This window comes from Plantactinospora sp. BB1 (assembly GCF_003030385.1).
In the GTDB taxonomy this organism is placed as follows: domain Bacteria; phylum Actinomycetota; class Actinomycetes; order Mycobacteriales; family Micromonosporaceae; genus Plantactinospora.
Genome location: NZ_CP028159.1, coordinates 3,508,429 through 3,527,732 on the forward strand (window position 1 = coordinate 3,508,429; position 19,304 = coordinate 3,527,732).

A 19,304-nucleotide genomic window follows, 5' to 3' on the forward strand; every position below is an offset into this window, starting at 1 on the left:
CACCAGCTACGCTCCCTTCATCCGATTCCTACTGGAGGGAGTACCGTGCGCCGCATCGTCAGAAGTGTGGTGACACCGGCGACCCTGGTCCTCGCGCTGGTCGCGACCCCGGTAGTGGCCCAGGCCGCCAGCCCGTTCGACCGCTATCTCGACCAGGAACTCAGCTGGGGTGCCTGTCTGTTCACGCCACCGGAGCAGGCCCGCCCGATGGAATGTGCCCTGGTCACGGTCCCCCGCGACTGGGCGGACCCGGATGCCGGCGTCGACCTGGCGGTCTCGATCAGCCGGACGAAGGCGACCGGTGAGCGCCTGGGTGCGATCCTGCTCAACCCGGGCGGCCCGGGGGGCCAGGGCAGCTCCCTGGCCGGCGCGCTGGCCGCGCTCCAACCGGCCGTGAACGAGCGGTACGACTTCATCGGCATGGACCCGCGCGGCACCGGCCACGAGGGCGGCACCGCCCCCGAGCAGCTCGGACTGGTCTGCGAGATCCCGACCGGCCGGCTCTCGACCCGGACCGACCTGGACGCCCGGGACCGGTCGCCGGAGAGCATCGCCGAACACCAGAAGGCGCCCCGGGCCATCGCCGAGGCCTGCCAGAGCAAGGCGCTGACGCCGTTCATCACCACCTGGCAGACCGCGTACGACATGGAGCTCATCCGGCAACTGCTGGGCGACTCCACTCTCAACTACCTCGGCTACTCCTACGGCACCTGGCTGGGTGCGAAGTACGCCTCGCTCTTCCCGGCCAGCGCCGGCAAGATGGTGCTCGACTCCAGCGTCAACTGGCAGGGCCGGCTCCAGGCGGCCTTCGAGGCGTTCCCGATGATCGGGCAGCGGCAGCTTGACGACGTCTACCTGCCCTGGACGGCGCGGCAGTTCCCCGAGATCGTCGGTGACACTCCGGCCGAGGCGGCCCGGACCTGGGAGGCTGCCCGGGAGTACGCCAAGACGCTCGGCATCTCCGGTGACAACTACGACGCCCTCTTCGTCGGCATGGGCGGCCAGCTGCAATGGCTCCTCGCCACCCTGGTCTTCACGGTCGCGGCGCAGGAGATGAACGGCGAGACCCCCGAGACCGGGCTGTCGGAGGCGCTGCGTACCGAGCTGGACGCGCTGGCCCGGACGGAGTACGGCGTGCCGCTGGCCGAGCTGACGGTACGGCGGATCGCGACCGAGGTCCCCGAGGACTACGTGACGTTCCCCGGTACCCGGGTTTCCGTCGCCTGCGGCGACCAGCCCACCCGCTCCGCCACCTGGTACCGGAAGCTCAGTGACCGGCAGGGTCCCCGCTACCCGCTCTTCGGCTGGGCGTACGGGCTCTCCGAACCGTGCGCCTTCTGGTCGGACGCGCCCCGGCAGACCCTGCCGAACCTCCCCGCGTCGGTCGCCTCGAAGATCCTGGTCGTGCAGGCCGAGTTCGACCCGCAGACCGGCTACGAGCAGGCGCGGGCGGCGGTCCGGGCGGCTCCCGGGGTCAGCATGGTCTCGATCGACGACGCCACCTTCCACGGGCAGTACGCGCTCGACGGCAACCCGTGCGTCGACGGGATGGTCAACGTCTTCCTGCTGCGCAACTCGCGCCCGTCCGACGCGACCTGCCCCGGGGTGCCGCTGCCGGGTGAGAGCGAGGTCTATCCGGTCGCCGGCCCGGTGAAGCGGGACAACCGCAAGCTCGACTCGTCGGCGCGGCTGTCGGCCGAGAGCCTGCCCGAGCTGCGCGAGCAGGTACGGGACCGGATCGCTCGGGTGAACTCGGAGCGTCCCGTCCGCTGACGCTGTCGGTCGCCCCGTGGCCCGCTCCGGTGGTCACGGGGCGACCGCGCAGCACCCCGCCCCGGATGACGTCAGAGTGCCAGTTTCATGCCCTCGTGACTGGCCTCGAAGCCCAGTGAGGCATAGAAGCGGTGCGCCTCGGTACGCCGCTTGTCGGTGGTCAACTGGACCAGCCGGCAGCCGCGTTCCCGGGCCTGGTCCACCGCCCAGTGCATCATCCGGCGGCCGACTCCCTTGCCCCGCAGATCAGTGCGAACCCGGACCGCCTCGATCTGCATCCGTTGGGCGCCCCGCCGGCTCAGCCCGGGGATGAAGGTGAGCTGCATCGTGCCGACCGGTTCGCCGTCGAGTTCGGCGACGATCAGCTCGTTGCGCGGGTCCGCGTCGACCGCCTCGAAGCCGGCCCAGTAGGCGGCGTCGACCTCCTCGCCGATCGGCTCCGCCGGTTGCCGGCTCGCGGTCACCTCGTCGTCCAGCAGCATCGCGACGATCGCCGGTACGTCGTCCCGGCGGGCGATCCGGAAGATCAGCTCACTCATGCGCCCAGCCTGGCACATCGACCCTCGACTGCCGGCCGGGCGGGGCGTGGCGGGATGGGACGGGCGTGGCCGGACTGCCGCAGCTCGCCGGGCGGAGGGTGTCCGTCGAACGGACTGTAGAGCTGCCCCGCTTGTGCGCCCGCCATGGCTACCCCCGGCATCCCCCGAAGACCCGCCCCGTCTGTGCACCCAGCTCGACAGTTTGCGCACGAAGGTGGTGCCCGTCAGGGTGCCGCGCACCGAACCCGCGCTCCCGCGTCGCGCGGCGCGGGCGACGCGCGGCGTGCGGCGGGCGACGTGCGGCGCGCGACGCGTGCCTCCGCCAGGGTCAGCGGGCCGGGCAGGTGGTGCCGGCGCTCGGCGGCTTGAGGTCGATCAGGTAGTCGTCGACGGCGTCGTTGATGCAGCGGGTCTGCGGATAGGCCGTGTGCCCCTCGCCCTGCCAGGTCAGCACCACGCCGACGTCGAGCATCTCGGCCAGCTTCGGCGTCTGCTCGTAGGGCGTGGCCGGGTCGCCGGTGGTGCCGACGACGACGATCGGCGGGGCGCCGGTCGCGGGGCCGGTCGGGTACGGGTCGCGCTGGCCGGGCCAGAACTCGCAGCTCAGCATGCCCACCGCGAGCGGGGCGCCGAAGAGCGGGTACTTCCGGCGCCACTCCGACTGCAACGACCGGATCCGGTCGACGCCGACCTTGCGCTCCTCGTCGGCGCAGTTCACCGAGAGGTTGGCGTCGAAGAGGTTGGTGTAGCTGCCGTCCTCGGCCCGCTCGGCGTACGAGTCGGCGAGTTCGAAGACCTCCTTCGGGTCCCCGTCGGCGAGCGAGTCGATCGCGGCGGCGAGCTTCTGCCAGCCGGACTCGGTGTAGAGCGAGGAGATCACCGCGTAGAAGATCCAGCCGGCGGTCGCCTCCCGGCCGCCCTCGCCGCGTACCGGGGAGACCCGGGCCTTCTCCATCGCGTCCGTCACCGCACCCCGGGCGTCCGAGGCGATCGGACACCGGCCCGGGTTCTCCCGGCACCAGTTGGTGAAGTTGGTGAAGGCCCGCTCGAAGCCCTTGGCCTGGCTCTCCGAGCCGGCCACCATGTCCTGCTTCGGGTCGACCGCGCCGTCGAGCACCAGCGCCCGGACGTTGCGCGGAAAGAGCTGGGCGTACGTCGCGCCGAGCAGGGTGCCGTAGGAGTATCCGAGGTAACTCAGCTTCTCGTCGCCGACGGCGGTCCGGATCGCGTCCATGTCGTGCGCGGCCTGCTCGGTGGAGTAGAGCCGCAGCCGCTCGCCGTACTTGCCGCCGCAGGTGTCACCGATCTTCCGGTTCAGCGCCACCAGCTCGTCGAACTCCGCCTGGCTCGCCGGATCCGGCTCGAAGCCGAAGGTGCTGTCCAGGTCGGTGTCGGAGACGCACTTGACCGGGGAGGAGCGGCTCACGCCCCGGGGGTCGAAGCCGATGATGTCGAACCGCCGGGTCACCTCGTCGGGCAGCCCGCCGAAGCTGGCCCCGAACGACAGGTAGACCGCCGAGTCGATGCCGGAGCCGCCGGGCCCGCCCGGGTTGACCAGCAGCGAGCCGATCCGGTCCTGCTGCTTCGCCGACCGGATCCGCAGCAGCGAGATCTCCAGCTTGTCGCCGCCCGCACCGGCACCGCCGGCCGCGCTCCAGTCGGCGGGTACCGGAATGGTCGCGCAGTCGTACCGCATGTTGGCCGCGCCCCGGCCGACGAGCTTGCGGGGTACCTCCGGACAGGGCTTCCAGTCGGCGGCGCCCGCGCCGTTCGACGAGGCCGCCGGGCCACCGCGCTCGCTGCCGTCGTCGGGCCGGAACATCGGGATGGTGCAGCCGGCGACGAGCATCACGACGGCCAGGAGAGCGGCCAGGGGCAGTCGGCGAAGGTGCGAGCGGGCCAAGGGAGATCCTCCGTGATCGTATCGACCGTCAGGCTACGCGCCGGGGGCGAGCGGGTCGCCGCGGAGCACCTGGTCGACGTCGAACCGGATCGGGCGGTCGAGTTGGTCGTACCCGCAGGAGGCCGGCTCCCGGTCGGGCCGCCAGCGGACGAACTGGGCGGTGTGCCGGAACCTGTCGCCCTCCATCGCGTCGTAGCCGACCTCGGCCACCAGCTCCGGGCGGAGCGGCTCCCACTCCAGGCTCTTGGTGCCGGACCACCGGCTCGGCCCGCCCGGGATGCGCTGCCCGCTGGTGTGGTCGCCGTGCACCCACGGGTGCTCCTTGACGCCCTCGCGGTAGGGGGCCAGCTCGTCGAGCAGCTCGGCCCGGCGGGCGGCGCTGAACGACGCCGAGACGCCGACGTGGTGCAGCGTGCCCGCCTCGTCGTGCAGGCCGAGCAGCAGCGAACCGACCACCGGGCCGGACTTGTGCCAGCGGAACCCGGCGACCACCACGTCGGCGGTCCGGGTGTGCTTGACCTTGAACATCAGCCGCTTGCCGGGCTCGTAGGGGATGTCGGCGGGCTTGGCGACCAGCCCGTCCAGCCCGGCGCCCTCGAAGATCTCGAACCACCGGGCCGCCGTCTCCGGGTCGGTGGTGGTCTGGGTGACGTGCACCGGGGGTACGACCCCGCGCAGTGCCTCGACGAGGCGGGTCCGGCGCCGCTCGTAGGGCTGGTCGATCAGCAACTCGTCGCCGATGGCGAGCAGGTCGAAGGCGACCAGGTCGGCCGGGGTGGTCTCGGCCAGCATGTTGACCCGGGACGCGGCCGGGTGGATGCGCTGGCTGAGCAGGTCGAAGTCGAGCCGGGGCCCGCCGTCCGGGCCGTCCCGGCGGATCACGATCAGCTCGCCGTCGACCGCGCAGCGGGTCGGCAGCTGCGCCCGGGCCTGCGCGACGACCTCCGGGAAGTAGCGGGTCATCGTCTTGCCGCCCCGGCTGGCCAGCTCGACCTCGTCGCCGTCCCGGAAGACGATGCACCGGAAACCGTCCCACTTCGGCTCGTAGCTCATCCCCGGACCGGTGGGGATCTTCGGAACGCTCTTGGCCAGCATCGGCTCGACCGGCGGGTTGATCGGCAGCTCCACCCGGCCAAGTCAACCAGATGGCCGGCGTACCGGGGTGCCCCGCGCCGGTACCGGTGGTCCCATCGGCCCCATCCGGCGCAGGAGTTTCGCGCCGACCACCGCGCGTGAGGTGTTTTCGCAGGTCAGAGCTATCTTCGCCGGATGCGGGGCTGGGTGTGTGTCTGCTGCGGCCGGTGGCAGGTGAGTGTCGAGCGGATCGCCGGGAGATACCTCTACCGGCTGGCGTACCGCTATCGCGCGGAGGTGGGCGGGGTGGACGTGGTCGGGGAGGTGGGCACGATCGCGGCGCTGGAGCGGCTGCTGCTGGCCCGTACCCCGGTGACCCTGGCCGACCTCGTCGAACGTCCGGTCGGCCGGGCCTCGTGAACCGATGCTGCGGTGTCGGGGTCGTCGCGGGTGCTAGAGCGCCTTCGCGATCTCGGCCAGTACGTCGGCCGGCACCTCCACCGCGGTCTCGTGCGCCGGGATGTCGAGCTGGGCCAGCGCCTCCGGGTCGGAGACGCGCCAGCCCTGCACGATGAAGGTGTCACGGTCCGTGCGGTACAGCGACGGGCAGTTGTTGACCTGGGACTGTGCGGTCTTACGAATGAAAGTGAGCTTCACAATCGGGCCTTTCGCTCCTTTTAAGCCGCTTTGGGACGGATGCCCCGGCGGTCTGTGTTGCATTATGCGGCTAATCGGGACGTTCGGGCACGGATCACAGCAACGTGGTGGCGTGAATGTAGGTGAATGGCCGATTCATCTCGCGCCGGATGCGGGGCTTTTTCTGCTATTGCGACCGGGACGGCGCAGCTCAGGAGCGGGTCTCGGCCGGGGGTCGCCAGTCGGCGTACCGGGCCATCGAGCGGAGCGCCACCCGGGGCGGGGTCAGCCGCATCATCACGTTGCGTAGTCCCACCGCCAGCGGATTGCGCAGCTGCTGACCGAACCGCCCGATCAGGTACGACGCTCGGGCCACCTGCTGGCTGCGGGGGCGGCGCTCGGCGTCGTACCGGGCCAGCCCGGCCGGCACCTCGGTCCCGTCGGCCAGGCTCGACCCGAGCACCACCGCGTCCTCGATCGCCTGGGCGGCGCCCTGGCCCAGGTTCGGCGTCATCGCGTGCGCGGCATCGCCGAGCAGCGCGACGGCCCCCGTCACGTAGCTGCCCAGCGGGGTGCCGAGATGGTAGAGGTCGTTGCGGAGCACCCCCTGCGGGCTGGTCGCGTCCATCAGCTCCGGGATCGGCGCGTGCCACGCCCCGAAGCGCTGCCGGACCGTGCCGAACTCGTCGGCGACGGGCCACTTCTCCGGGGCGTTCACCGCGCCGAACCAGTAGACCCGGCCGTCGCCGAGCGGCACCATCCCGAACTCGGCGCCCGGCGCCCAGGTGATCGCCACCAGCAGTTGGCCGGTCCAGGGCTCGTCCGTCACGCCCCGCCAGGCGGTGGTGCCGACGTAGACCGGCGGCGGCACGTCCGGCCACAACCGTCGGCGTACGACGCTGCGCAGCCCGTCCGCGCCGATCAGCAGCTCGGCCCGGAGTGTCGTGCGGACGCCTCCGGAGAGGTACGTGACCTCGGCCGGCGGTCCGGCGACCACCTCGACCACCTCGGCACCGGTGAGCAGGGTCGTGCCCGCCGGCAGTGCGGCGCGGAGGATCTCGTGCAGCGTCGCCCGGTGGATGCCCAGCGACTCGGTGCCGAGCTGGTCGACCAGGTCGGCGGCCTCGATCCGGGACAGCCACCGGCCGTCGGCGGTACGGCTGCCGCCCGACGCCTCCACCCGACCGGCCGCCCGGATCTGCTCGTCGACGCCGAGCGCCGCCAGCCCGGTCAGCGCGTTGGACATCAGGGTGATGCCGGCGCCGACCGCCCCGAACTCGGGCGCCCGCTCCAGGATGGTCACCTGCCAGCCCTGCCGGCGCAGCGCCAGCGCGGCGCAGAGCCCGCCGACCCCCGCGCCGACCACCACTGCCGTGCGATCCACCATCGCGCCCACCTCCGGGAATCCGCGCTTCTACACCTGTAGAAAGGCATACTACAGGCGTAGAAGACCCCGGTGGGAGGGAGCAGCGGGTGACCGCACGGCGGGACCGGTTCGCCGTCATCACCGACGCCGCGATCGAACTCGTGGCGGAGCTGGGCATGCGGGGGCTGACCCACCGGGCGGTGGACGCCCGGGCCGGACTACCGCTCGGCTCCACCTCGGCCTATTTCCGGACCCGCAAGGCGCTGATCGAGGCCGTCGTACGCCGCCTCGCCGACCTCGACCGCGCCGACCTCGAAGCCACCGAGCTACCCGCCGGGGAACTATCCGCCACCGAGCTACCCGCCGAGCCGGCCACCGGACCGCTCGGACCCCGGGAACTCGACCAGCTCGCCGGCCGGATAGCCGGCCTGCTCGACCGCTGGCTGACCGACGGGCGTACCCGGACGCTGGCCCGGTACGCCTGCCTGTTGGAGGCCACCCACCACCCCGAGCTGCGGGAGATCCTGTCGTACGGCACCGCCTCCCGGACCCAGGCCCGCGCGCTGCTGCGCCAGGCCGGCGCCGCAGACCCGGAGCGGAGCGGCAACCACCTCGTCGCCTGCGTGGACGGGCTGCTCTTCGACCGCCTCGTCGGCGCCGGTTCGCTGACCGCACCGGCACCGGGGAGCGAGCAGAGCCGGCAGGACCTCCATCAGGCCGTCCGGACCGTACTCTTCGCGATGGCCGCCGGCCCCCCGGGGATCGAATCCCCGGCCACCGGCAGCGCCTGACCGGAACACCGAGACCGACGGCCGGTCCGGCGCCGGGTCAGCGACGGCGGCTGGGCCGGCGCGCCGGGACGGTCCGCCGCCCGGCGAGGACGGCCGCCGCGCAGGTGCCGAGCACGATGCCGGCGAACGGTAGGAGTCTGGCCACGGCTTTCACGACCGGCGCCCCCGCCTGCCGGTGCGGGCCGCCAGCCGCTCCCGCTGCGGCTCCACCGTGTACCTCGGATCCCGGGCCGAGGCCATCCCGGCCTGGAAGATCCCGAACCGGAGGCAGATCGAGCCGGCCAGCAGCGCCGCCGCGCCGGCCGCCGTCACCGCCCGGCCACGCCCACCGCCGCCGGCCGCCACCGTGACCGCACCCGCCGTGCAGAGCAGCTTGCCGGCCCGCAGCAACCCGCCGGCCAGGCCCTGCCGCAGCGGTTCGCCGACCATGCCGAGCCGGCGCTCCATCCGGTACGCCGCCACGAGTTCGGCCGCGGTGCCGAAGACCGCCGCCCGGCGGGCCGGTCCCGCCTCCGCCGACGGAGCGGCGAGCACGCCCAGCGCCCCCGCCGAGGCCGCCGCCGAGCCCGCGAAGAGCACCGGCAACTCCCGGTACCCGTCGTGCCAGACCGGCACGGCGGTGTCCGCGAAGAGCGTAGCGGTGTACGAGGCGACCGCCGGCCCGAGCACGGCGGCGCCGAGCGTGCCGAGCCGGCCGAGCCGGGGCAGCCGACCGGTGACCGCGCTGCCGGCGGCGAGCAGCGTCAACGGGCCGTACCCGGCGAGCAGCCAGGAGCCGACGCTCATCGGCGAGGTCACCTTGACCACCCGGAGCATGTGCAGGAACCGCTCCGGGCGACCGAGGTCGTGCACCAGGGAGTAGAGCGAGCCGCCCAGCGCGACCGCCGCACCCGCCTTGAGGCCCCGGGCCAGCCCCGGTCGGCCGGTGAGGTCGGCCGCGGCGGCCAGGGCCGACGAGGCGCCGGCCAGCCCGCCGAGGAAGAGATAGCCGCCGATGTCCGCCGCCTGCCAGGTCGGCGGCTTGAGCACCGGCCGGCCGTAGTACGACCGGAACTCGGCCCTCGGCACCATCAGCCGCTCACCGCGCTGGCGCCGCCCCGGGCGGCCGGCGGAGCCGATCAGCGCGTCCCGCTCCACCGGCAGGTCGGGTGCGGTGTCGAGGCGTACGTCGGTGTGTGTCATCGGCGGGCTCCGGGAAGTGACACGGCGACCAGGGCGGCGAGCAGCCCGGCGGCGACCAGTCCGGTACGGCGCCACATCGCCGGCAGGTCCCGGGTGGTGACGACCGGATCGGGTGGCAGCCCGTACACCTCGGGCTCGTCGAGCAGCAGGAAGAACGCGCCCGCCCCGCCGACCCCGTCGTACGGGTCGGCGCCGTAGAGCCGGGCGCTGCTCACCCCGGCGTCGTGCAGGTCCGAGACCCGGGCGGTGGCCCGGGCGCGCAGCTCGGAGAGTTCACCGAACTGGATCGAGTCGGTGGGGCAGCTCTTGGCGCAGGCCGGTTCCTGGCCGACCGAGAGCCGGTCGTAGCAGAGGGTGCACTTCCAGGCCCGGCCGTCGTCCTTGCGCACGTCGATGACCCCGAACGGGCAGGCCGGCACGCAGTAGCCGCAGCCGTTGCAGATGTCCTGCTGCACCACCACGGTGCCGAACTCGGTGCGGAAGAGCGAGCCGGTCGGGCAGACGTCCAGGCAGGCGGCGTGGGTGCAGTGCTTGCACACGTCGGAGGACATCAGCCAGCGGAAGTCCATCCCGGGTACGGCGTCGACGTGCCCGTCCGGCGGTGCCGACCCGGGCATGCCGAGCGAGACGGCGGTCCGGCCGCCGGCCGCCCGGCGCAGCGCGGCGGGGACCTCGGCCGGGGCGAGCTGGGCCTCCTGCCGGCCGAGCCGGCGGGGCTGCTCGACGAAGGCGACGTGCCGCCAGCTGTTCGCGTCGAGCTGGCCGGTGTTGTCGTACGACATGCCGGTGAAGGTCAGCCCGTCCTCGGGGATCGCGTTCCACTCCTTGCAGGCCACCTCGCACGCCTTGCAGCCGATGCAGACGCTGGTGTCGGTGAAGAACCCGACCCGTTCCGGCGGCTCGGCGTAACCGCCGGCGGTGGCCGGATCGTGTTGCTCCCCGGTCGCCTCGCGCAGGTCGGCAGACATCCGCTCACACCTCCGTACCGGTCGCGAGGGTGATCCCGGCCCGGCGCTGGTAGTCCCGGACCAGCGCCACCCGCTCCGGCCCGCGTGGCCGCCGCCCGGGGCGGATGTCGGCGGAGAAGACCTTGCTCTCCTGGATGTGCGAGTTCGGGTCCAGCGAGATCGAGCTGAGTTCGTTGGCCGCGTCGCCCCGGCTGTGCCCGTTCGGTCCCCAGTGGAACGGCAGCCCGATCTGGTGCACCACCCGACCGTCGACGTGCAGCGGCGCGATCCGCTCGGTCACCAGCACCCGGGCCTCGACGGCGTTGCGGGCGGTGACGATGGTGGCCCAGCCGCAGTGCACCAGTCCGCGTTCGGCGGCCAGCTCGGGGGAGACCTCGCAGAAGAACTCCGGCTGCAACTCGGCCAGGTACGGCGTGTTCCGGCTCATCCCGCCCGCCGTGAAGTGCTCGGTGAGCCGGTAGGTGGTCACCACGTACGGGAAGACCTGCGCGCCGCTCTGCGAGCCGTTCGGGTGGTACTTGTTCTGCTCGTGCGGCCGCAGCAGCCGGGCCGGGTTGCGCTGCTGGCCGTAGAGCGGATTGTCCACGGGGGAGTCCTGTGGCTCGTAGTGCGCGGGCAGCGGGCCGTCGGAGATCCCGGTCGGCGCGAAGAGCCAGCCGAGCCCGTCGGCCTGCATGATGAACGCGTCGGTGCCGCGCAGCGCGGCGATTCCCCGGGCGCCGTCCGGCGGCTGGTAGTCCGGCGGCTTGGTCGGCTCGAAGTCGGGTATGTCGTACCCGGTCCACCGGCCGGCGTCGGCGTCCCACCAGACGTACTTCTTCCGCTCGCTCCACGGCCGCCCGTCCGGCCGGGCCGAGGCCCGGTTGTAGAGCATCCGCCGGTTCGCCGGCCAGGCCCACGCCCACTCCGGGGAGACCCAGCTCTGCTCCTCGGCCGGCTTGCGCCGGGCGGCCTGGTTGATCCCGTCCTTGTACACCCCGCAGTAGATCCAGCAGCCGCAGGCCGTCGACCCGTCGTCGGCGAGTTCGGTGTACGTCGACAGCGGCCGGCCGTCGGCGTCCCAGCCGTTGATCTCGGCGAGCACCGCCTCGCCGTCCGGCTCGGCGGTCCGGCCGATGGTCGGGTAGTCCCAGGTCAGGTCGAGGATCGGCCGGTCCTTCGGATCCGTCGAGCCGGCCAGCTTCTGCCGGATGATCCGACCGAGGTGGTACATGAACCAGAGGTCGCTGCGCCGGTCGCCGGCCGGCTCGACCGCCTGGTGGCGCCACTGGACCAGCCGGTTGGTGTTGGTGAAGCTGCCGTCCTTCTCGGTGTGCGCCGCGGCCGGGAGTACGAAGACCTCGGTGCCGATCTCTTCGGTGACGAGTTCGCCGGAGGCGATCTCCGGCCCGTCCTTCCACCAGGTGGCGCTCTCGATCATGGTGAGGTCCCGGACGACCAGCCAGTCCAGTTTGGCCATCCCGAGCCGCTGCATCCGGGCGTTCGCCGAGCCGACCGCCGGGTTCTCGCCGAGCAGGAAGTAGCCCTTGCAGGCGCCGCCGAGCTGCTCCAGGACGGTGTCGTAGTGCGAGTGGCTGCCGGTCAGCCGGGGCAGGTAGTCGAAGCAGAAGTCGTTCTCCGGCCGGGCCGCCGCCCCCCACCACGCCTTGAGCAGGCTGACCGTGTAGGCCCGCATGTTCGCCCAGAACCCCTTGCGGGCGGCGTCGGCGACGATGAAGTCGGCCAGGGTCTGGGTCTTGTGCGCGTGCGGCATCGGGATGTAGCCGGGCAGCAGGTTGAACAGCGTCGGGATGTCGGTCGAGCCCTGGATGCTGGCGTGCCCGCGCAGTGCCTGGATGCCGCCGCCGGGCCGGCCGATGTTGCCGAGCAGCAGTTGCAGGATACTGGCCGCCCGGATGACCTGCGAGCCGTCGGAGTGCTGGGTCCAGCCGACCGCGTAGACGAACTCGCTGGTCCGCTCCGGGCCGGAGTTGTCGACCAGGTGCCGGCACACCTGCCCGAAGACCTCCGGCGGGATGCCGCAGACCCGCTCGACCATCTCCGGGGTGTAGCGGGCGAAGTGCCGCTTGAGGATCTGGTAGACGCAGTGCGGGTCGGAGAGCGTCGGGTCGCGGCGGGGCTGGCCGTCCAGGGCGGCGCTGCCGGAGCCGAACTTCTCGCCCCGGCCGGCGCCGTGCCCGTCGTGCTCCGCCGACCGCTTCGGGTCGTCCTGGAGGCTCTGCCCGGCCGCCACCCGGGCCTCGAACTGGCTGTCCCGCTCGCCGGTCGCCGAGACCAGATGCACGCCCTCGTACTGCCAGCTCTCCTCCCGGTAGGTGTGGCTGTCCGGGTCGAAGCCGGAGAAGAGCCCGTCCAGGTCCTCGGTGTCCCGGAACCGCTCGTGCACGATGGTCGAGGCGTTCGTGTACGCCAGCACGTACTCCCGGAAGTCCTTCTCCCCGGTCAGTACGTGGTTGATGATCCCGCCGAGGAACGCGATGTCGGTGCCGGCCCGGATCGGCACGTACAGGTCGGCCAGCGCGCTGGTCCGGGTGAACCGGGGATCGACGTGGATCACCGTCGCGCCGCGGGCCTTCGCCGCCAGCACCCACTGGAAGCCGACCGGGTGCGCCTCGGCGAAGTTGGACCCCTCGATCACGATGCAGTCGGCGTGCTGGAGGTCCTGCATGAAGGTGGTGGCACCGCCGCGCCCGAACGACGTGCCGAGACCGATCACGGTGGAGCTGTGGCAGACCCGGGCCTGGTTCTCCACCTGGATCACCCCGAGCGCGGTGAGGAGCTTCTTGATCAGGTAGTTCTCCTCGTTGTCCAGGGTGGCGCCGCCGAGGCTGGCGATCCCCATCGTCCGGGCCACCCGGCTCCCCTCGTACTCCTCCTGCCAGGTCTCCCGCCGGGTCCGGATCACCCGCTCGGCGATCATCTCCATCGCGGTGTCGAGGTCGAGGTCCTGCCACTGCGTGGCGTACGGCGGGCGGTAGCGCACCCTGTCCAGCCGGCCCGAGTCGGTGGTCAGTTGCAGCGAGGCGGCGCCCTTCGGGCAGAGCCGTCCCCGGCTCACCGGCGAGTCCGGGTCCCCCTCGATCTGCACCACCCGTTCGTCGCGGACGTAGACGTTCTGCGCGCAGCCGACCCCGCAGTACGGGCAGACCGACTTCACCACCCGGTCGGCGTCGGCGGTCCGGGCACGCAGCTCGGCACTGTGCCGCGACTTCGCCGCGGCCGCCCGCCCGGTCCGGTCCGGACCGGTGAGCTGCCGCCAGACCGGCCACGAGCCGATCGGTAGACCGCGCACCTGCGCCTCCTGTCGTCGATGGCCGCCACCGCCGGCACCGAGCCGCTGCGGCGGACCCGTTCGCTACCGGTCGGGTCGACCCAGCCCGTCGGCCCGGGCCCGGTCCCGCATCCAGTCGTGCACCTGCCGGGACGACGTCGGGTTGAACTCGCGCGGGTTGACCAGCGTCTGGGTGCGGGACGGCAGAACCCCGGGGCGCTGCCGTTGCGCCCTCGTCACCGTGCCGCCGCCGTCGGCCGGGAGCCCGGTGCCGACCAGGTACGCCTGTCCGGCCGGGATGCCCAGCTCGGCGCCGATCTCCTGGTAGCTCCGGCCCAGGCCGACCAGGCGCAGCACCGCTTCCTTGCTCGCCATGCCGCCCCCGTTCGCCGCTCCGGCCGGTACCGACCGCTCGACCGGCAACCACCGACAATCCTCTCATTTCACCCAGGTCGCCGGAGTCGGTTCGCCGGCAAGGAAGGGGCCCCGCCTGTCGCTTCTGCACAGGCGGGGCCCCTTCCTGACGATTCAGCCGGCCAGCGGGGTGTGCCCGGCCGGTACGGTCTCGTCGGCCGGCGGCGGTGGCGGCGGGGTACCGTCCCCGAACGGGCGGCCACCGAGCGCCTCCCGGCCGTGCGGCTCCAACCAGTTCCGCAGGTCCGGCCCGGCCGGCACGATCCCGGTCGGGTTGATGTCCCGGTGCACCTCGTAGTAGTGCCGCTTGATGTGGTCGAAGTCGATGGTGTCACCGAAGCCGGGCGTGCTGAACAGATCCCGGGCGTACGCCCAGAGCACCGGCTGCTCGGAGAGCTTCTGCCGGTTGCACTTGAAGTGCCCGTGGTAGACCGCGTCGAACCGGACCAGCGTGGTGAAGAGCCGCACGTCCGCCTCGGTGATCGTCTCCCCGACCAGGTAACGCTGCCCCTCCAGCCGGGCGGAGAGCCAGTCCAGCCGGTCGAAGAGCCGCCGGTACGCCTTCTCGTACGCCTGCTGGCTGCCGGCGAAACCACACCGGTAGACCCCGTTGTTGACGTCGGCGAAGACGACCCCGTTCACCTCGTCGATCTCCTCGCGCAGCGCCTCCGGATAGAGGTCGGGCGCACCGGACCGGTGGTACGCCCGCCACTGCGTCGACAGGTCGAGGGTCATCTGGGCGAAGTCGTTCGTCACCACCTGCCCGGTCGGCACGTCCACGATCGCCGGCACCGTGATCCCGCGCTCGTAACCGGGGAACCGGGCGAAGAACGCCTCCTGGAGCCGCTCGATGCCGAGCACCGGGTCCCGGCCGCCCGGATCGAGGTCGAACGTCCAGCTCCGGGCGTCGTGGGTCGGCCCGGCGACCCCCATCGACAGCACGTCCTCCAGCCCGAGCAGCCGACGGACGATGATCACCCGGTTGGCCCACGGACAGGCCCGGCTCACCACCAGCCGGTACCGGCCCGGCTCCACCGGATAGCCGTCCCGCCCGTCGGCGGTGATCCGGGTCGCGATGTAGCGCTGGTCCCGGGTGAACTCCCCACCCGGGTTGACGTAGCTGCCGTCGGTGGCGTTGCCGCCGCCGCTCGCCCTGCTGCCCTCTGCGGTGTTCGACATTCCACCATCGTTCCCCAAACTCTCCCCGGATCCACCGCCGAACCTCGGCGAACCCGCGCCCGACCCCGCCGGCACGGGATCGCTGCGGGGGTCAGCGGCGCATCAGCTCGTTGACCGCCCCGTAGTCCAGGGCACCGGCGAGGGCGTCGTAGCCGCCCGACCCGTACGCCTCCTCGGCGGCCCGCCGGACCACCGCGTACGCCGCCTCGGCCACCGCCGAGCCGAGGCTGACCCGGGCCACCCCGAGCCGGGCCAGCTCGGGTACGGCCGGCGCGCCGGGACCGGCGAGGATGTTCAGCGGTGCCGGGATGCCGGCGACCAGTGCCGCCACCGTCTCCGGGTCGACCACCCCGGGCACGAAGATCCCGTCGGCACCGGCCCGGAGATAGTGGGCCGCCCGGTCGAGGGTCTCCGGCAGCCCGCCGGTACCCCGCAGGAAGGTGTCGATCCGGGCGTTGACGTACAGCGGAATCCCGACCTCGTCCGCGACGGCCCGGGCGGCGGCCAGCCGGGCCGACTGGTCGGCGACCTCGCGCAGCCCCGGCCCACCGCCCGGCGCCGCGTCCTCCAGGTTCACTCCGACCGCGCCGGCGGCCAGCACCCCACGGACGGTCTCGGCGACCTGCTCCGCAGTGGCCCCGAAACCGGACTCGATGTCGGCGGTGACCGGCACCGGGACCGCCGAGGCGACCCGCCGGACGAGTTCGGTGGCCGGCTCCCGGCCGAGGACGTCGCCGTCCGGGGCGCCGAGGCTCCACGCCACCCCGGCGCTGGTCGTCGCGACGGCCCGCGCACCGGCCGCCGCCACGATCCGGGCACTCGCCGCGTCCCACGCGTTGACCAGGACGACCGGCTCGGCGGGGACGTGCAGGGAACGGAACAGTTCGGCGCGAAGACGTTGATCACTCATGGCCGGTAGTCTCCGCCGCCCGCACCGGTCGCCGTATTCTTTCAGTTCTGCCTAAAACGAGAGGTCGACGTGGTCTCCATCGGTCTGCCGGGCGGTGCCGTCGCCCGGATCCGCTTCGCGGTCTCCTGCCTCTGGGAGGTCGCGACCAGCGTCCGGGTGCTGCGCGACGCCGGCGACCACGCCGTGCACCTGCCCTGGGCGACCCGGGTACGCCCCCGGCTCGTCGACGCCGGCCTGCTCCCTGCCCTGACCGGGCCGCTCGGGCCGGGTGGTGCCGGGACAGCCGGCGGCGGGCTGCTCTGGCAGTTGATCCCGGCCCGGCCGCACTACCTGCCCGACTTCCTCACCCCGGCACCCGAGGGACTCACCCCGGACCTCGACACCGAACTCGCCACGCTGCTCGCCACCCCGGCCCAGGTGGTCCGGGCGGACCTCGACGGCTACCCCGGCCGGGACGCCCCGGCAGTACGCCACCTGCACGCCGACCCGGCCGACGGGCTGCGCCGGCTCGCCGACGAGATCGTCCGGTACTGGCGGATCGCGCTCGCACCGGACTGGGCCCGGATCCGCCTGCTGCTCGACGCCGAGGTGCACCACCGGGCCCGGCGGCTCGCCGCCGACGGCGCCGCCGGACTCCTCAACGACCTGCACCGGCAGGTCCGCTGGGAGGGGGAGACGCTGGCCATCGCCCAGCAGCACTGCACCGCCGCCGACGTGCCGGACGGCAACGGGCTGGTGCTGATCCCGTCCGTCTTCGTCTGGCCCTCGGTGGCCAGCGTCGCGGCCGGCCCGGCGCCGCAGCTCGCGTACCCGGCCCGGGGCATCGCCACGCTCTGGGAGACACCCCGACAGGCACCCGACAGCCTGGCGGCGGTACTCGGCCGGGGCCGGGCCCGGGTACTCGCCGAGATGCGCTCACCGGTCTCCACCACCGAACTGGCCCGGCGTACCGGGCTCTCGGCCGGGGGCGTCTCGCAGCACCTCGCCGTGCTCCGGGCCGCCGGGCTGGTGGCCACGCACCGGACCGGCCGGACCGTGCTGAACAGCCGTACCACCGTCGCCGAGGCGCTGCTCTCGGTGGCCGGCTGAGTCGTCCGAGCAGGTGCGGTACTTCTCCAGATAGACCAGTCCGGGGCCGGTGTCCAGCGGCCGGTGCGCGTAGTCGAGGTACCCGTGCCGGCGGTACAGCCGCAGGTTCTCCTCGCTGTCGGCGCCGGTGAACAGCTCGAACCGGCGTACCCGGTCGGGGCAGGCGGCCTCGACCGCGTGCAGCAACCGGCCGCCGATTCCCCGGCCCTGGAGGTCGGGGGCGACGGCGAGCCGGCCGATCAGCCCGGTCCCGCCCTGGAACCGGGCCCGGACGGCACCGACGAGCCGGGTACCGAGCCGGGCGACCAGCACGACGCCGGTCCCGGGCGGCTGCGCCAGCACGGCCCGGATCTCGGCCAGCGTCTCGGTGAGCGGCGGCAGCGACGGATCGGCGTAGCGCTGCGCCTCGCTCAGGTAGGCGGCCCGCTGCACGGTGAGGATCTCGCCGGCGTCGGCCACCGTCGCCCGTCGCACGACGATCGGGCCGGGCGCGGCGGTGGTCTCCGGCAGGGGATGCTGCGGCGTGGACATCCCCGCAGGCAACCAGCTCCGCCCCGGGCCCGGCCACCCCGGCCGGCGGGCGTCCCACCGGTTAGGCTGCCGAACGGACCGACGCCGTATCCGTGGCGCCCGGCGGGGTCCCCCGGGGAGGAGGGCCAGGCGATGCCCGGACTGACCTATCCGGAGGTCGGCGCCACCCGCACCGGCCGGCTGCCGCCCGGATACCGGCACCTGCGCTACCGCGCCGCCCTGCCGGCGGGCGCGTTCGAGTCGGCCGGCGAGGCGGTCCTCACCTGGCGGATGCACCGGGCGATGGGGGTGCGGATCGACGCCAGCGCGCCCCGGGCCGAGCCGGGCTGCACGGTCACCGCCGGGCTCGGGCTGGGCCGGCTGCGGCTGGCCGCGCCCTGCGAGGTGGTCTGGGCGGTACGCGACGACCACCGGGCCGGCTTCGGCTACGGCACCCTGCCGGGACACCCGGTACGGGGCGAGGAGGCGTTCCTGGTGGAGCGCCTCGACGACGGCGGGGTCCGGTTCACCGTCACCGCCTTCAGCCGGCCGGCCGGTCCGCTCGCCCTCGCCGCCGGTCCGCTGTTGCCGCTCTTCCAGCGCGGGTACGCCTGGCGCTGCGCCTCGGTGCTCCGCCGGCTGGCCGCCCGCTGACCGCCCGCTGACCGCAACGGCGGTCGGCGGGCCGGCGGGTACCTGCTCGGTGAACCTCTCGGTGCGGCGGTCAGAACCGGGCGAAGGAGCGGAGCGGCATCCGTGGACCGAACCGGGGCGCGTGGTGGCCACCGGCCTCCAGCAGCCGGCAGACCCGCCCACGGTGACCCCGGAACGGCTCCAGCAGGGCCAGCATCCGGGCGTCGTCGCCGCGCACCTCGCCGGCCAGCGCCCAGGCGACCATGTTCGGGATGTGGTAGTCGCCGACGCTCACCGCGTCCGGGTCCCCGAAGGCGATCCGGACCACCTCGGCGGCCGTCCACGGGCCGATCCCGACGATGGCGGTGAGCCGGCGGGTCGCCTCGACCGGGTCGGCGCACCGCTCCAGCCGGTCCGCCTCGGCCGCCGCCCGGCGCAGCGTCTCCGCCCGCCGCTGCTCCACCCCGAACGGGTGGAACACCCAGTACGGCTGACCGGCGATCACCGCCGGCTCGGGCGGGACCCAGAGCCGGGGCAGCGGCCCGGGGGCCGGTACGCCGAACCGGCGCACCGTCGCCGAGTACGCCCGGAACGCCTCCTTGCCGGTGACCTTCTGCTCCAGGATCGCCCGCAGCAGTCGGGGGAAGATCTGCCCGGTGGCCGGTAGCCGCAGCCCCCGGTGGGTGCTGGCGAGCCGCGCCACCAGCGGGTGCCCGGCGGCGAGCCGGTCGAAGCCGGTCAGGTCGTCGCGGAACCCGGCCACGGCGTCGGCCCGGTCCACCACCCAGCCACCGCCCGGCCCGTAGCCGTCGGCGACCAGGTCACCGCCGACCCGGCGCAGCGCCAGCGTCCCCGGCCCGTCCGGGGTACGGCTGGTCCACCAGAACGTGCCGTCGACGAACCGGGCGCAGGGGTCGTGCACCCCCATCGCCAGCGACCCGACCGAGCCTTCCAGGTGGTAGCGCTGCGGCGGGCGCAGCAGCCGGCTCGCGGTCGGCCCGGTGGCGGTCACCCGGACACTCTGCCACGCGGGACCGGGCAGCCCGCAACGGCGGGCCGGTGGGGT

At 73.4% G+C, this 19,304-nt stretch carries 17 protein-coding genes and 1 pseudogene; 5 read left to right on the forward strand and 13 right to left on the reverse strand.

Going from position 1 to position 19,304, the window contains the following annotated elements; all coding sequences use genetic code 11:
• The first annotated feature begins 66 nt into the window (after nt 1-66).
• Complete coding sequence (locus tag C6W10_RS15355) at nt 67-1,773, forward strand: alpha/beta hydrolase (RefSeq protein WP_199853935.1); 1,707 nt, start codon at nt 67-69, stop codon at nt 1,771-1,773.
• A 71-nt stretch (nt 1,774-1,844) separates the two neighbouring features.
• On the opposite strand, the gene C6W10_RS15360 is transcribed toward C6W10_RS15355, so the two are convergent.
• From C6W10_RS15360 to C6W10_RS15370, 3 genes are all read right to left on the reverse strand, one after another.
• Nucleotides 1,845-2,312, reverse strand: coding sequence for a GNAT family N-acetyltransferase (locus C6W10_RS15360; protein WP_107258670.1), 468 nt, complete (start codon nt 2,310-2,312; stop codon nt 1,845-1,847).
• 328 nt (nt 2,313-2,640) lie between these two features.
• A complete protein-coding gene (locus C6W10_RS15365) occupies nt 2,641-4,215 on the reverse strand; it encodes an alpha/beta hydrolase (protein ID WP_369938464.1) in 1,575 nt (524 codons plus the stop codon).
• Between the two features lie 33 nt (nt 4,216-4,248).
• The gene (locus C6W10_RS15370) at nt 4,249-5,343 is read right to left on the reverse strand and encodes an ATP-dependent DNA ligase (RefSeq protein ID WP_107258672.1); all 1,095 of its coding nucleotides are present in this window, start codon (nt 5,341-5,343) and stop codon (nt 4,249-4,251) included.
• A gap of 141 nt (nt 5,344-5,484) precedes the next feature.
• Between C6W10_RS15370 and C6W10_RS15375 the strand changes: the two genes are divergently transcribed.
• Complete coding sequence (locus C6W10_RS15375) at nt 5,485-5,709, forward strand: hypothetical protein (protein ID WP_107258673.1); 225 nt, start codon at nt 5,485-5,487, stop codon at nt 5,707-5,709.
• Nucleotides 5,710-5,742: 33 nt separating this feature from the next.
• Here the strand turns inward: C6W10_RS15375 and C6W10_RS15380 are convergent, their stop codons facing one another.
• Nucleotides 5,743-5,946: a hypothetical protein gene (locus C6W10_RS15380; protein WP_101370542.1), complete on the reverse strand. Its 204-nt coding sequence runs from the start codon at nt 5,944-5,946 to the stop codon at nt 5,743-5,745.
• Nucleotides 5,947-6,136: 190 nt separating this feature from the next.
• The gene (locus tag C6W10_RS15385; protein ID WP_199853936.1) at nt 6,137-7,312 is read right to left on the reverse strand and encodes an FAD-dependent oxidoreductase; all 1,176 of its coding nucleotides are present in this window, start codon (nt 7,310-7,312) and stop codon (nt 6,137-6,139) included.
• A gap of 86 nt (nt 7,313-7,398) precedes the next feature.
• Here C6W10_RS15385 and C6W10_RS15390 point away from each other — a divergent pair, with 86 nt between their 5' ends.
• Entirely contained in the window at nt 7,399-8,082 is a 684-nt protein-coding gene (locus C6W10_RS15390) for a TetR/AcrR family transcriptional regulator (protein ID WP_107258674.1), read from the forward strand.
• 150 nt (nt 8,083-8,232) lie between these two features.
• Here the strand turns inward: C6W10_RS15390 and nrfD are convergent, their stop codons facing one another.
• The 6 genes from nrfD to C6W10_RS15420 form a co-directional block, all read right to left on the reverse strand.
• Complete coding sequence (gene nrfD / locus C6W10_RS15395; protein ID WP_107258675.1) at nt 8,233-9,264, reverse strand: NrfD/PsrC family molybdoenzyme membrane anchor subunit; 1,032 nt, start codon at nt 9,262-9,264, stop codon at nt 8,233-8,235.
• Nucleotides 9,261-10,232, reverse strand: coding sequence for a 4Fe-4S dicluster domain-containing protein (locus C6W10_RS15400; RefSeq protein WP_107258676.1), 972 nt, complete (start codon nt 10,230-10,232; stop codon nt 9,261-9,263). The genes nrfD and C6W10_RS15400 overlap by 4 nt, the downstream gene beginning before the upstream one ends.
• 4 nt (nt 10,233-10,236) lie before the next feature.
• Nucleotides 10,237-13,524: a formate dehydrogenase gene (fdh, locus tag C6W10_RS15405; RefSeq protein WP_107258677.1), complete on the reverse strand. Its 3,288-nt coding sequence runs from the start codon at nt 13,522-13,524 to the stop codon at nt 10,237-10,239.
• A gap of 63 nt (nt 13,525-13,587) precedes the next feature.
• Nucleotides 13,588-13,878 (reverse strand): hypothetical protein, encoded by a 291-nt coding sequence (locus tag C6W10_RS15410; RefSeq protein WP_159079330.1) that lies wholly within the window; start codon nt 13,876-13,878, stop codon nt 13,588-13,590.
• Between the two features lie 153 nt (nt 13,879-14,031).
• The gene (locus tag C6W10_RS15415; protein WP_107258679.1) at nt 14,032-15,096 is read right to left on the reverse strand and encodes a glutathione S-transferase family protein; all 1,065 of its coding nucleotides are present in this window, start codon (nt 15,094-15,096) and stop codon (nt 14,032-14,034) included.
• Between the two features lie 91 nt (nt 15,097-15,187).
• Complete coding sequence (locus tag C6W10_RS15420; protein ID WP_107258680.1) at nt 15,188-16,006, reverse strand: isocitrate lyase/phosphoenolpyruvate mutase family protein; 819 nt, start codon at nt 16,004-16,006, stop codon at nt 15,188-15,190.
• Nucleotides 16,007-16,075: 69 nt separating this feature from the next.
• Between C6W10_RS15420 and C6W10_RS15425 the strand changes: the two genes are divergently transcribed.
• Nucleotides 16,076-17,095, forward strand: a complete 1,020-nt coding sequence (locus C6W10_RS15425) for a helix-turn-helix transcriptional regulator (protein WP_107258681.1) — start codon at nt 16,076-16,078, stop codon at nt 17,093-17,095.
• 21 nt (nt 17,096-17,116) lie between these two features.
• Here the strand turns inward: C6W10_RS15425 and C6W10_RS15430 are convergent.
• Nucleotides 17,117-17,626 (reverse strand): annotated as a pseudogene (locus C6W10_RS15430) (GNAT family N-acetyltransferase); the annotation flags it as partial.
• Nucleotides 17,627-17,758: 132 nt separating this feature from the next.
• Between C6W10_RS15430 and C6W10_RS15435 the strand changes: the two are divergent.
• Nucleotides 17,759-18,259, forward strand: a complete 501-nt coding sequence (locus C6W10_RS15435; protein ID WP_107258682.1) for a DUF1990 family protein — start codon at nt 17,759-17,761, stop codon at nt 18,257-18,259.
• Nucleotides 18,260-18,329: 70 nt separating this feature from the next.
• Here the strand turns inward: C6W10_RS15435 and C6W10_RS15440 are convergent, their stop codons facing one another.
• The gene (locus C6W10_RS15440; protein ID WP_107258683.1) at nt 18,330-19,250 is read right to left on the reverse strand and encodes a DNA-3-methyladenine glycosylase; all 921 of its coding nucleotides are present in this window, start codon (nt 19,248-19,250) and stop codon (nt 18,330-18,332) included.
• Nucleotides 19,251-19,304: the final 54 nt, after the last annotated feature.